Source organism: Streptomyces sp. NPDC034049 (genome assembly GCF_055575575.1).
This window is the reverse complement of the sequence record NZ_JBVISJ010000007.1, coordinates 294,589-307,576: the sequence shown is the minus strand read 5'-3', so window position 1 is coordinate 307,576 and position 12,988 is coordinate 294,589. Positions and strand designations below refer to the sequence as shown.

8 protein-coding genes are annotated in these 12,988 nt (G+C 67.7%); 1 reads left to right on the top strand and 7 read right to left on the bottom strand.

The features are described 5' to 3' along the window. Positions 1-74 precede the first annotated feature (74 nt). The 7 genes from ACZ52C_RS22310 to ngcE form a co-directional block, all read right to left on the bottom strand. The gene (locus tag ACZ52C_RS22310) at positions 75-1,409 is read right to left on the bottom strand and encodes a sugar ABC transporter permease (protein WP_469076368.1); all 1,335 of its coding nucleotides are present in this window, start codon (positions 1,407-1,409) and stop codon (positions 75-77) included. Beyond that, positions 1,406-2,197 carry an ATP-binding cassette domain-containing protein gene (locus tag ACZ52C_RS22305; RefSeq protein WP_078853670.1) on the bottom strand — a complete coding sequence of 264 codons (792 nt, stop codon included), beginning with the start codon at positions 2,195-2,197 and terminating at the stop codon, positions 1,406-1,408. Before ACZ52C_RS22305 ends, ACZ52C_RS22310 begins: the two co-directional genes overlap by 4 nt. Positions 2,198-2,449: 252 nt before the next feature. Beyond that, complete coding sequence (locus ACZ52C_RS22300; RefSeq protein ID WP_469076367.1) at positions 2,450-3,538, bottom strand: sugar ABC transporter substrate-binding protein; 1,089 nt, start codon at positions 3,536-3,538, stop codon at positions 2,450-2,452. A 137-nt stretch (positions 3,539-3,675) separates the two neighbouring features. Further along, positions 3,676-4,875, bottom strand: coding sequence for an ROK family transcriptional regulator (locus ACZ52C_RS22295; protein ID WP_045559896.1), 1,200 nt, complete (start codon positions 4,873-4,875; stop codon positions 3,676-3,678). Between the two features lie 204 nt (positions 4,876-5,079). Beyond that, the gene (locus ACZ52C_RS22290) at positions 5,080-6,012 is read right to left on the bottom strand and encodes a carbohydrate ABC transporter permease (RefSeq protein WP_469076366.1); all 933 of its coding nucleotides are present in this window, start codon (positions 6,010-6,012) and stop codon (positions 5,080-5,082) included. Between the two features lie 19 nt (positions 6,013-6,031). Then, the gene (locus tag ACZ52C_RS22285) at positions 6,032-6,961 is read right to left on the bottom strand and encodes a carbohydrate ABC transporter permease (protein ID WP_086801846.1); all 930 of its coding nucleotides are present in this window, start codon (positions 6,959-6,961) and stop codon (positions 6,032-6,034) included. A 136-nt stretch (positions 6,962-7,097) separates the two neighbouring features. Next, positions 7,098-8,570, bottom strand: coding sequence for an N-acetylglucosamine/diacetylchitobiose ABC transporter substrate-binding protein (gene ngcE / locus ACZ52C_RS22280; RefSeq protein ID WP_469076365.1), 1,473 nt, complete (start codon positions 8,568-8,570; stop codon positions 7,098-7,100). A 471-nt stretch (positions 8,571-9,041) separates the two neighbouring features. Here ngcE and ACZ52C_RS22275 point away from each other — a divergent pair, with 471 nt between their 5' ends. Beyond that, complete coding sequence (locus ACZ52C_RS22275; RefSeq protein ID WP_469076364.1) at positions 9,042-12,839, top strand: GH92 family glycosyl hydrolase; 3,798 nt, start codon at positions 9,042-9,044, stop codon at positions 12,837-12,839. Positions 12,840-12,988: the final 149 nt, after the last annotated feature.

Sequence of the window (12,988 nt, the reverse complement as noted above, 5' to 3'; positions counted from 1 at the left end):
GAACTGCGCGACCAGCCACGAACAACCCGCAGTCGGCGACGGACAGACACCCCGACGGCGCCCCCGTCAGATCGCTACGCGCGACCCGCGGCCTTCTGGCTCCGACGGCTGACGGAGTCGATGACGACCGCACCCAACAGCACCGCACCCGTGATCATGTACTGGATCGAGGTGTTCATGTTCAGCAGGTCGAGACCGGTCTGGATCGACTGGATCACCAGCATGCCCAGCAGCGCCGACCACACCGACCCGCGTCCGCCGAAGAGGCTGGTGCCGCCGATGACGGCCGCGGCGATCGCGAGCATCAGCGTGTTGCCGCCACCGGCGGACAGCGTCGCGCTCGCGGTCTGGCCGGCGAAGAACATGCCGCCGATCGCCGCGAAGCCACCGGAGATGGCGAACACGGTGATCCGGATCATCGGCACGTTGATACCGGCACGGCGGGCGGCCTCGATGCCGCCGCCGACCGCGAACACCTGACGGCCGTAGGTCGTACGGCGCAGCACGAAGTCCACGACCACCAGCGCCGCCAGGAAGATCACCAGCGCGTTGGAGACACCGGAGGCGTTGTTGAGCACGGCGGCGGCGGCGAAGGAGACGAGGGCGAGCGCGCCGACACGCAGCAGGATCTCGCTGGTCGGCCGGAACGGCACACCCGCGGCCCAACGACGGCGCTGCTCGTTGAAGTTGCCGACGAGCGACAGCACCACGGCGAGGCCGGCCAGGATGTACGCGCCGATGATGGCCTGGTCCATGAAGAAGGAGCTCTGGCCGAGCAGACGGACCGGACCCTCGTCGGAGGGGATGTTGATCGTGCCGCTCTCGCCCAGCAGCCACAGCATCAGGCCGTTCCAGCCGAGGAAACCGGCCAGGGTGACGACGAACGCGGGTACGCCGATCTTGGCGAAGAACCAGCCGTGCAGCGCGCCGATGGCGAGACCGGTGATGACCGCCAGGACCAGCGCCAACCAGGAGTTCATGCCCTCGTTCACCGCGAACACGGCGAACAGAGTGGAGGCCAGGCCGCTGACCGAGCCCACGGACAGGTCGATCTCGCCGAGCAGCAGCACGAACACCAGGCCGATGGCGAGCATGCCGGTGGCCGAGAGGAAGTAGCTGATGTTCGAGAGGTTGTCGGCGCTGAGGAAACGATCGTTCTGGAGCTGGAAGATCGTCCAGATGACGATCAGGCCGATGACCACCGGCAGCGAGCCCAGCTCGCCGCCCTTCACCTTGCGCTTGAACTCGGTGACGTAGCCCTTGAGGCCCTCTTCGCGGACCAGCAGACGCGGGTCGACGACGGTGACCGGCGCGGCCGTGGGGTCGTCGGCGGGCGCGACCGTGGTCTGGCCGCCTGCCCCCGTGTCCGTCGCGGAATCGCTCTTCACGGTCTTGGACGTGTCGCTCACTTTGCCGCCTCCGTGGTGCGCCGCCCCGCGCGACGGGTCACGGCGTTGTCCGTGGCACCCGTGATCGCGGCGATGATCTCTTCGTGGCTGGTGTCCTTCACGGAGAAGGAGCCGTTGTTCTTGCCCAGCCGCAGAACGGCCACGGTGTCCGCGACCGCCTTCACGTCGGCCATGTTGTGGCTGATGAGGATGACGGCGAGGTTGCGCTCGCGCAGCCGTTCGACCAGGTCGAGGACCTGCGCGGTCTGCTCGACGCCGAGGGCGGCGGTGGGCTCGTCCAGGATGACGAGCTTGGGGTCACCGATGAGGGCGCGGGCGATGGCGACGACCTGGCGCTGACCGCCGGAGAGGCTCGCGATCGGGATCCGTACGCTCGGGATCCGGATGGAGAGCGTGGACAGCAGCTCCCGGGAGTTCTTCTCCATCGTCACCTCGTCGATGACGCCCCGGTGCAGCAGTTCGCGACCGAGGTAGAGGTTGCCGACGACGTCGAGGTTGTCGCAGAGCGCGAGGTCCTGGTAGACCGTCGCGACACCGAGGCCCTGGGCGTCGTGCGGCTTGTTGATCTTGACCGGGTCGCCCTGCCACTCGATGACGCCCTCATCGATGGGGTGGACACCCGCGATGGTCTTGACCAGGGTGGACTTTCCTGCGCCGTTGTCGCCCACCAGGGCGACCACTTCACCGGCGTGGACCTCCAGCTCGACGTCGGTGAGTGCCTGCACCGCACCGAACCGCTTGGAGACTCCGCGCAACGCCAGCACGGGCGTAGCGGACACGTGAACCATCTCCTTCGCCGCCTGACCGGCGGGGATGCCGCGCCGGAAACCGGCGCGGAGGATGTGCCGGCCCCGGGGGTGAGGGGCCGTCGCACAAGGCTTACAAGGTGAACATGCGTATGGCCGCTGCTCTCTCGGCAGCGGTTCCGTCCGGCGCCCGCCCCGGAAGCGGGGTCTGAGGTCGGGGCGGGCGCCGGACAGGTTCAGGTGGGCCGTGAGCGGTCGTGACGCGGTGACCGCCCGCGGCCCGGGCCCGAGTGACTACTCGAGGCCGGCCTCCTTGCAGGCCTTGGCGAACTCGGCGGTGCAGATGTCGGTGACCTTGTAGAGGCCGTCCTTCACCACCGTGTCGTTGATGTTGTCCTTGGTCACGGAGACCGGGGTCAGCAGCTTCGCGGGGACCTTGTCGCCGGACCCGCTGGTCACCTCGGTGTCGGCCAGGGACTTGATGTCCTTGTCCTCCAGCAGGTTGACCGCGAGCTCGGCGGCCGTGTCGGCCTCCGGCTTGTAGGCCTTGTAGACCGTGGAGGACTGCGTGCCGGCGACGATCCGCTGGATGGCGGCGAGTTCGGCGTCCTGGCCCGTCAGCGGAATGCCGCTGATCTTCGCACCCTTGAGGGTGTTGGCGATGCCACCGGCCATGCCGTCGTTGGCGGCGTAAACGCCCGCGATGTTCTTGGCGCCCAGCTGGGTGATGGCCGCGGACATCTTCTGGGCGGCGACCGTGTCCTTCCAGAGGCCGGACTGCTCGTAGGCGATGTCGACCTTGCCGTCGAGGGCCTTGTGCGCGCCCTCCTTGAACTGACCGGCGTTCGGGTCCGCGTCGTCGCCGTTGATCATGACGACCTTGGCCTTCGGGGTCGCCTTGTCGCCGAGGGCGGCGAGGAGGGCCTCGCCCTGCAGCTCGCCGACCTTGACGTTGTCGAAGGAGACGTAGGCCGAGACCGGGCCCTGGGCCAGACGGTCGTAGGCGACGACCTTGACGCCCTTGTCCACCGCGGACTGGATGGAGGACTTGATGGCGGCGGAGTCCTGGGCGGAGACGACGATGACCTTGACGCCCTTGGTCACCATGGTGCTCATCTGCTGAGCCTGCTTGGTGGGGTCGGCGGCGGCGTTCGCGTACTCGACCTTGCAGTCGGAGCAGAGTTCCTCGACCTTGTCCTCGAAGTACGGACGGTCGAACTTCTCGTAGCGCGCGGTGACGTTGTCGGGCAGGAGCAGACCGATCGTCTTGCTGTCGCCGCCACCGGTGCTGCCGCTGTCCGAGTCGTCGTCGCCGGCCTTGCCACAGGCGGCCACGGAGAGCGCCAGCGAAACCGCGGTGGCGCCGATCACGACTCTACGCATCGTTGCGTTCATTTTGGGTTGTGCCTCCCTGACACGGGCCGCAGCACTGCGGCCGAGGTGGCTGGAAGTCAACTCGGCCACACGTGCGACGTCAAGAAGTAAATCCTTAACGGGTTGGCAACGGCGTGTTTCGTTCTCTAAGTGAAGACAGGGGTTGCCGCGGTGAGGGTCCCGTCCAAAAGGGTGGAATCACCCATCTCACTGAGGGCCAGCGCCAGGGCCCCGAGGACCTCGGCACGGCCGCCAAGTGCCCCTGGCAGCACTGAGAGTTGACGTGCGGCACTCGGGATCGCGTACCGGCCGACCGACTCCCTTATGGGTCCGAGAACCAGCTCTCCGGCCTCGGCGAGATCGCCACCGAGGACCACGCGGCTCGGGTTCAACAGATTACAGAGATTGGCGACTCCACTTCCGATGTGTCGGCCGACGTCGGCGATCACCCGACGGCAGCCCGGGTCCCCGTCCCTCGCCAACCGTACGACCCCTTCCATGGTCAGGTCGGTGCCGTGGCTGGACTGGAGAAGCGGCAGCACATAGCGCGCGGCAGCGAAGGTCTCCAGGCAGCCGCGGTTGCCGCAGCGGCAGACAGGGCCGGATTCATCAAGAGTAATATGCCCGATTTCTCCCGCTGTGCCACCCGGGCCCCTGTAGATCTTGCCATCGATCACCAGTCCGGCCCCCACGCCGCTGGAGACCTTGATGTAGGCCAGGTCCCGCACCCCCCGGCCGCTGCCCCAGACCAGCTCACCGAGGGCGCCGAGGTTGGCGTCGTTGTCCACGTGCACCGGGACGCCCAGGCGGTGCTGCATCTCGGCGGCGGGCTTGGTGCCGGTCCAGCCCGGCAGGATCGCGGTGGAGCCGAGCGTCCCGGACTCCACGTCGATCGGGCCGGGCACGCCGAGGCCCACCCCCGCGATCTTCGTACGGTCCACCCCGGTGGCCTCGACCAACCGGGTGACCAGCTGATCCGCCCGGTCGAAACCCTGGGTCGAGGAGGCGTCCACGTCCAGCGGCTCGGACTCCTCGGCGAGCACCTGATGGGCGAGATTCCCGATCGCGACGCGCAAATGCGTGTGCCCGAAGTCCACGCCGATCACGATGCCGGCGTCCCCGCTCAGCGAGACCGCGCGCGCCCGGCGGCCACCCGCCGACGTGGGCGTGACCTCGACGGTTCCACCGTCCTTGAGTTCGCGCACGATGTTGGAGACCGTGGCCGCGGACAGGCCGGTGGTCCTGGCGATCTCCGCCTGCGTGAGCGACCCGGCGAGACGCACCGCCCGTACGACGCGCTCGAGATTTGCTCGGTGCAGCGACGACTGCGACCCCGGAGTCTCCATCGACTCATCCACTCCCGTCCCGGACCGGGCGGCCCGCACGCCGCCCGGGTGACCCGGGTCACAGCCATAAGACCCGGCCCACTTACAAGTTGTGAACTCCAAGCTCCGCTGAACGGGTTACCGCAGTCAAGTCCTTGAGGGAAACTGGGGTCGCCGAATGACCACTAAATGTCACTCTGCGGCTACTTGGGGTCCCGGGACCGGCTACTTGAGCGTGGCGGAGGTGAGGCCCGCCTGGACCTGCCGCTGGAAGGAGAGATAGACCACGAGCATGGGGACCATGGCGATGGTGACCCCGGCGAAGAGGACGGGCAGATCGGACGCGTAGCCCTGCTGCTGCTGGAGCTGGATGAGGCCCTGGGTGAGGACGTACCGCTCGGGATCGTCGCCGCTCTGCGGCTGCATCAGCACCGTGGGCAGGATGAACTGGTTCCACTGCCCCAGAGTGTTGAAGATCCCGACACTGATCAGCCCGGGCTTCGCCATCGGCAGCATGACCTGGAAGAACGTCCGGGTGTGCGAGGCGCCGTCGAGGATGGCCGCCTCGAACACCGCGGTGGGCAGCGTGCGGAAGAACGCGTGCATGAAGAACACGGTGAACGGCAGCGAGTAGGCGACGTACACCAGGATCAGCCCCTGGTAGGTGTTCAGCATGTCCAGCCGTTTGACCATGAAGAACAACGGCACCAGGGCCAGGAACACGGGGAACATCGCGCCGGCGACGAAGAAGTAGTACAGCAGCCGGTTGCCCCGGAACGGGTAGCGGGCCAGGACGTACGCGGCCATCGAGCCGAACAGCATGGTCAGCGGCACGGAGAAGACCAGCACGATGACCGTGTTGACGAAGTAGTCGCCGATGCCCTTGTCCCAGGCGCGGGAGAAGACGTCCAGGGACCAGTTCTCGGGCCAGCCGAAGGCCGAGCCGCCGATCTGGGCGTCGGTCTTGAAGGAGCTGAGCACCAGCCACAGCAGCGGCAGCACGATCAGCAGGGCCCACAGGGCGAGGAACCCGTGCGAGAAGACGTTCAGGACGACGCCTTCGCCGCGCTCGTCGCCGGGTCCGGTCCGGCCCTTGTCCACCGTCGGGCCGGTGGGGACCGAGTCGCCGCGCGAGGCGGTCTTGAGGGGTGCACTCATCTTCTGTCGTCTCTCCCGCTCAGAACTCGACGCGCTCGCGCCGGGTGGCCCGCAGCATGACCACCGACACGATCAGGGTGAGGAGCAGCATCACGACGCCCATCGCGCAGGCGTAGCCGCTCCTGCCGTACAGCAGGAAGTTCCGCATCATCACGGTCGCCATGACCTCGCTGTGGTGGTCGGGGCCGCCTCCGTACTCCCCCGCGGTCATGGTCGAGACCAGGATGAACATGTCCATCGCCGCGATGCCGAGGTAGACCCAGGCGGTCTGCACGGAGTCCCACAGCAGGGGCAGGGTGATGCGGAAGAAGGTGTGGGCGCGGCCGGCGCCGTCGATCAGGGCGGCCTCGTAGATGTCTCGCGGGATGGCCTGCATGGCGGCGGAGAACAGGACCAGGTAGAAGCCGACGCCGTGCCAGACGACGACCAGGATGAGGGCCCAGAGCACCATGTTCGGCTCGTTCAGCCACTCGACGGGGCTGCTCTCGTCGACCAGCCCCAGCTTCATCAGGAGACCGTTGAGCATGCCGCCGCTGTCGCTGCGGTAGACGGCGCCGAACAGCACCGCGAGGATCGCCAGCGACAGCACCTGCGGGAAGAAGTAGACGATCTTGTAGAAGCCCGACCCGGCGACCCCCGAGACCCCGCCGGCCCGGCCGCGCCCGCCCGCGTTCAGCATGAACGCGAAGAACAGCGCGAGCAGGATGGTGATGACCGGGATGAACACCAGGAACAGGATGTTGTGCCAGATCGCCTGGAGGAAGATGTCGTCCTCGAACAACGCGGTGTAGTTGTCCAGGCCGATGAAGGAGAAGGTCTGGGACTGTCCCTTCCAGTCGGTCAGCGAATAGCCGAACGTCTGGATGTACGGCCAGATCACGAAGATCAGATAAAGCGCCACGGGGACCAGGAGAAACCCCGCGACGAACCGGTTCTGCCCTTTACGCATTGGCGTTTTCCTGCCTCGGGTTCCATGAGAGGAAAGGCGCGCCCCGTCCTGCAAGGGGCGCGGGAACTGCGCGACGAGCCACGACGAACCCGCAGCTCACCACAGTGCGCAGCTCCCACGGCGCTCCGACGCCCCACTAGTCCCGGCGGTTGTTCTTGGACTCCGGGTCCTTCGCCTGCTTGTCCACCGCGGCCTGCGCCCGCTTGAGCCACTCGGCCGGCTGGATCCGCTTAGCCATCAGTTCGTTCGACGCGTTCTGGATCGCCGTGTCCATCTCGCTGTACCACTCGGTGTACAGGTAACGGAACGTGTTGTCACCGGCCGCCTTGGAGGCCTCGACCGTGGACTGCGTGCCCGGGCGCAGCTGTACGCCGGTGTCGACGCCGTCCTTCAGGATGGTCAGCGAATTGGCCTCCTTGGCGAACAGCGTCGACCACTCCTTGGAGAGCATCATCCGCATGAACTCCTTGGCGGCCGGGAGGTTCTTGGCCTTGGCGGGGATGATGAACGGCTCGCCGGAGCCGGCCCGGATCGCCTCGAACGGCATCACGCTGTCCGGCAGCAGCGGCATCGGCATGAACTTCATGTCGAAGTCGTCCGGTGTCTGCTTCAGCTGTTCGTTCTCCAGCCAGGAGCCGGAGGTGATGAACACGGCCTTGTACTGGTTCCAGCGGGTCTGCGACTCGGTGTGGGTGAGGCCGTTGGTGCCGGGCATCAGATAGCCCTTCTCGACGACCTCGTAGATCGCCTCGACCGCGGCCTTCGCGGCGTCGGAGCCGACGAACGCCTTCGGGTCGAGGTTGTCGATCGCCTTCATGGCGTCCAGTCCGCCCGTCTTGGCGATCAGGTCCATGATGGCGACGTTGATGTAGTACGGGTACTTGCCCTGGTGCGCGAGGCCGCCGATGTCCTTGGCCTTGGCCTCCTTGCAGATGGTCAGGAAGTCGGCCCAGGTCTTGGGCTCCTCCCAGCCGTTCTCCTTGAAGAGCTTGCCGGAGTACCACAGGCCCCACACCGTGTAGATGTAGTTGAGGGCGACGATCTTGTCCTCCTGCATGCCCGCGTCGAGCGTGCCGGGGATGAGGGTGTCGCGCACCTTCTTGGCCGGGTCGTCGATCGAGGGGGCGTCCAGCACCGCGGCGAGGTCGAGGAGCTGGTCGTTCTTGTAGAGAACGTCGATCGGGATCTGCTGGGCGCCGGAGTCGTCGACGATGTCCGGCGGGTTGCCCGCGTTGAACCGGGGCTGGAGCTTGCCGGTGATCTCCTGGGTGCCGGTGTGGGTGGAGGTGACCCCCCACTTCTTCTGGAAGGCGGCCTCCCACGCCTTGGCGTAGGCGTCGCCGTAGCCGCCCTTGAAGATGACGACGTCGAGCTTGCTGCCCTTCTTCACGCCGAAGGGGTTCGACTCGGAGGTCTTGCCCTGACTGTCCTCGGCGGTGTCGTCCCCGCCGCCTCCGCTGGCACACGCGGACAGAAAGCTCATCGTGGGAACGGTGATCAGGCCCAGCGCGGCGGAGCGCTTGATCAGATCGCGGCGGCCGACGCCCTCGGGCCGGGTGGTGTCGACGCCGTCGGGGCCGTGGTCGTGCTCAGCGGTAGTGGATCCCATGCTCAAGTCCTCGCCTTCTCCAGGACTCAGGCGGTGAACCGGATCCTCCCGGCACCGCGGTCGGTTCAAGCTGGGGTCGTGCGTGAGGATTCAACAGGGGGAGGACGGCGGTCGGCGCGCGGACACGTCCGCGACCACCGGTAATTCCCCCCAGGTAGTGCCGTCCACGGTTGTGCGACCACTATGCGGACGCCGACAGGTATAGTCCACTTCCCGCCAGAGGGGCAAGATCGAATGCAAGGTTCGCCTTCGGTCTTTTCCGAGTTGAGACCTCTCGGAAATATGAGCGACCTTGCGCCACCTGACCGGAAAATCCCCGCCATTCGGCCTGGATGACGCAGCCAACACCCTTGACATCGCTCGTCACTTCAACCCCTACTGGTCCCCGCGTTGCAGAGTCGACAACGTTGTCCTCTTTCGATCACTTCTTGATCGGAAACAGTTTGCGGGACGTAGGGAGGGTGCTCGCCGATGCGGCACAGACGGAGTTCCACGGCGGTGCTCGGCGCCGTCGCGTTCGCTCTGGTGATGGCCTCGCAGGGCCCGGCCGTCGCGTTACCGGACCGAGCGGCGGCCGGTGCGCGGGAGTTCGGCTCCTCGTTCGAGCCGGACGATCCGGCCCCGGACTGGATCAGCACGGTCGACACCGCTCCGGACGGCTCGGCCCGAGCCTCCGGTGTCGACGGCGGCTACACCACCGGCATACCGGGCAACATCACCGACCGGGTCACCGAGGTCCGGGCCAGCGGCGAGAACGCCGCCGGCGGAGAGGTGAAGGAGAACCTCGTCGACGGCGAGTCCGGCACCAAGTGGCTCACCTTCCAGCCCACCGGCTGGGCCGAGTTCGACCTCGCCGGACCGGCCGAGGTGGTGACCTACGCGTTGACGTCGGCAAACGACTTCGAGACCCGTGACCCGAAGGACTGGACCCTGAAGGGCTCCACCGACGGCAAGGAGTGGAAGACCCTCGACACCCGCTCCGGCGAGTCCTTCGACGAACGGTTCCGGACGAAGTCGTACGACATCCCCCGCGACGCGGTGGCCGGCTACCGGCACTTCCGGCTCGACATCACCCGGAACAACGGCGCCTCGATGATCACCCAGCTCGCCGATGTGCAGTTCTCCACGGGCGGCGGACAGACGCCCGCACCGAAGGAGATGCTGTCGCTGGTCGACCGGGGTCCGAGCGGCTCGGCGACCGCGAAGGCCGGCGCGGGCTTCACCGGCAAGCGGGCCCTGCGGTACGCGGGCCGCCACACCGCGGACGGACCGGCCCACTCGTACAACAAGATCTTCGACGTGCACGTCGCCGTCGAACGCGACACGGAGCTGGCCTACCGGATCTTCCCGTCGATGGCGGACGGCGACCTGGACTACGACGCGACCCATGTCTCGGTCGACCTGGCCTTCACCGACGGCACCTCGCTCAGCGAGCTGGGGGCGGTGGACAGCCACGGCTTCCCGCTCTCGCCGCGCGGGCAGGGCGCTGCGAAGGCGCTGTACGTCAACCAGTGGAACGACGTGGTCGCGCGGATCGGGTCGGTCGCGGCCGGGCGGACCGTGGACCGGATCCTGGTGGCCTACGACTCCCCCGAGGGCCCGGCGCGGTTCCGCGGCTGGCTCGACGACGTGACCCTGCGCGTCCGGGCGCCCGAGCGGCCGAAGGCACACCTCTCCGACTACGCGGTGACCACCAGGGGAACGAACTCCAGCGGCGGCTTCTCCCGCGGCAACAACTTCCCGGCGACGGCGGTGCCCCATGGCTTCAACTTCTGGACGCCGGTCACCAACGCGGGTTCGCTGAGTTGGCTGTACGACTACGCGCGCGCCAACAACGCGGACAACCTGCCGACCATCCAGGCGTTCAGCGCCAGTCATGAGCCGAGCCCCTGGATGGGAGACCGGCAGACCTTCCAGGTGATGCCCTCGGCGGCCACCGGAACACCCGAACTGAGCCGCGCCTCCCGGGCGTTGGCCTTCCGGCACGAGAACGAGACGGCCCGGCCGTACTACTACGGGGTGCGCTTCGAGAACGGCGTCAGGGCCGAGATGGCGCCCACGGACCACGCGGCGGCGCTGCGCTTCACCTACCCCGGGGACGACGCGAGCGTGATCTTCGACAATGTGACCGACCAGGCGGGGCTGACCCTGGACAAGGACAGCGGGGTCGTCACGGGATTCTCGGATGTGAAGTCCGGCCTGTCGACGGGCGCGACCCGTCTCTTCGTGTACGGGGTCTTCGACGCGCCGGTCACGGACGGCGGCGCGACCGGGGTGAAGGGCCACCTCCGCTTCGACGCGGGCCCGGACCGCACGGTGACGCTCCGCCTCGCCACCTCCCTCATCGGCCTGGACCAGGCGAAGGACAACCTGCGCCAGGAGATCCCGGACGGCACCTCCTTCGGCACGGTGAAGAACCGGGCCCGGGCCGCGTGGGACCGCATCCTCGGGAAGGTGGAGGTCGAGGGCGCGACCCCCGACCAGCTGACCACGCTGTACTCCAACCTCTACCGGTTGTACCTGTACCCCAACTCCGGCTTCGAGAAGGTGGGTTCGGCCCATCGGTACGCCTCGCCCTTCTCCCCGATGACCGGTCCGGACACCCCGACCCATACCGGCGCGAAGATCGTCGACGGCAAGGTCTACGTCAACAACGGGTTCTGGGACACCTATCGGACCACCTGGCCCGCGTACGCGCTGCTGACGCCCGGCCGGGCGGGTGAGCTGGTCGACGGTTTCGTGCAGCAGTACAAGGACGGCGGCTGGACCTCCCGGTGGTCCTCCCCCGGCTACGCGGACCTGATGACCGGCACCTCGTCGGACGTGGCGTTCGCGGACGCATACGTCAAGGGTGTGGACTTCGACGCGAGGTCGGCGTACGAGGCGGCCCTGAAGAACGCCACCGTCGTGCCGCCGACGGCGGGCGTCGGCCGCAAGGGCATGGCCACCTCGCCCTTCCTCGGCTACACCTCCACCGACACCCACGAGGGCCTGTCGTGGGCCCTGGAGGGCTACCTGAACGACTACGGCATCGCGCGCATGGGTCGGGCGCTGTACCGGGAGACCGGCGAGCGGCGCTACCGGGAGGAGGCGGCGTACTTCCTCAACAGGGCCCGTAACTATGTCGAGTTGTTCGACGCGAAGGCCGGCTTCTTCCAGGGCCGCGACGGCACCGGCGCCTGGCGGGTCGACTCCTCCGCCTACGATCCCCGGGTCTGGGGCCACGACTACACGGAGACCAACGGCTGGGGGTACGCCGTTTCCGCGCCGCAGGACAGCAAGGGCCTGGCCAACCTGTACGGCGGCCGCGGCGGGCTGGCGAAGAAGCTGGACACCTACTTCTCCACCCCGGAGACGGCCTCCCCCGACCTCGTCGGCTCCTACAACGGCGTCATCCACGAGATGACGGAGGCCCGTGACGTCCGGATGGGCATGTACGGCCACTCCAACCAGGTCGCCCACCACGCGATCTACATGTACGACGCCGCCGGGCAGCCCTGGAAGACCCAGGAGAAGGTCCGCGAGGTGCTCTCCCGCCTCTACGTCGGCAGCGGAATCGGCCAGGGCTACCACGGCGACGAGGACAACGGGGAGCAGTCCGCCTGGTACCTCTTCTCCGCCCTCGGGTTCTACCCGCTGGTGATGGGCGGCGGTGAATACGCCGTCGGCTCCCCGCTGTTCACCAAGGCCACCGTCCATCTGGAGAACGGCAGGGACCTGGTGGTCGAGGCCCCGAGGAACAGCACCAGGAACGTGTACGTGCAGGGCTTGAAGGTCAACGGCCGGACGTGGACCTCGACTTCACTGCCGCACTCGCTGATCTCCCGTGGCGGGGTGCTGAAGTTCGACATGGGTCCGAGGCCCTCGCGCTGGGGCACCGGTGAGAGTGCCGCACCGGTGTCGATCACGAAGGACGACAAGGTGCCCTCCCCCCGGGCGGACGCCATCGAGGGGCACGGGGAGCTGTTCGACGACACGTCGTCGACGACGGCCTCCGTGGGGACCGTGCCGCTGCCGACTCCCGCCCGGACCAAGGCCGTTCAGTACACGCTGACCTCGGCCGACCACGCCGGGGCCCCGTCCGGCTGGACCTTGCAGGGCTCCGCGGACGGCACGACCTGGAAGACCCTCGACAGACGCGTCGGCGAGTTTTTCGCCTGGGACCGGCAGACCCGGGCCTTCTCCGTCCCGGCCCCGAGGGCGTACGACCACTACCGGCTCGTCCTCGACGACACGGCGACGCTCGCGGAGGTGGAGCTGCTGGCCTGACCCGGTTCGGGCCGGGGCACCGACCCGAACCCGCTTGACCTGGTTGCCCCAGGGAACGATGGAGTCATGTCCAGACCACTCGACAACGTTGTCCCGCCGAGAGGTCCCACAGCCGCACTCCCACCGCGTCCGGTCTCCCCCGTACCGGG

What these genes read in the sequence shown, in the direction of transcription:
- ACZ52C_RS22305 (WP_078853670.1), bottom strand. Translation starts at nt 2,197, where the DNA reads ATGGTTCACGTGTCCGCTACGCCCGTGCTGGCGTTGCGCGGAGTCTCC.
- ACZ52C_RS22300 (WP_469076367.1), bottom strand. Translation starts at nt 3,538, where the DNA reads ATGCGTAGAGTCGTGATCGGCGCCACCGCGGTTTCGCTGGCGCTCTCC.
- ACZ52C_RS22295 (WP_045559896.1), bottom strand. Translation starts at nt 4,875, where the DNA reads ATGGAGACTCCGGGGTCGCAGTCGTCGCTGCACCGAGCAAATCTCGAG.
- ACZ52C_RS22290 (WP_469076366.1), bottom strand. Translation starts at nt 6,012, where the DNA reads ATGAGTGCACCCCTCAAGACCGCCTCGCGCGGCGACTCGGTCCCCACC.
- ACZ52C_RS22285 (WP_086801846.1), bottom strand. Translation starts at nt 6,961, where the DNA reads ATGCGTAAAGGGCAGAACCGGTTCGTCGCGGGGTTTCTCCTGGTCCCC.
- ngcE (WP_469076365.1), bottom strand. Translation starts at nt 8,570, where the DNA reads ATGGGATCCACTACCGCTGAGCACGACCACGGCCCCGACGGCGTCGAC.
- ACZ52C_RS22275 (WP_469076364.1), top strand. Translation starts at nt 9,042, where the DNA reads ATGCGGCACAGACGGAGTTCCACGGCGGTGCTCGGCGCCGTCGCGTTC.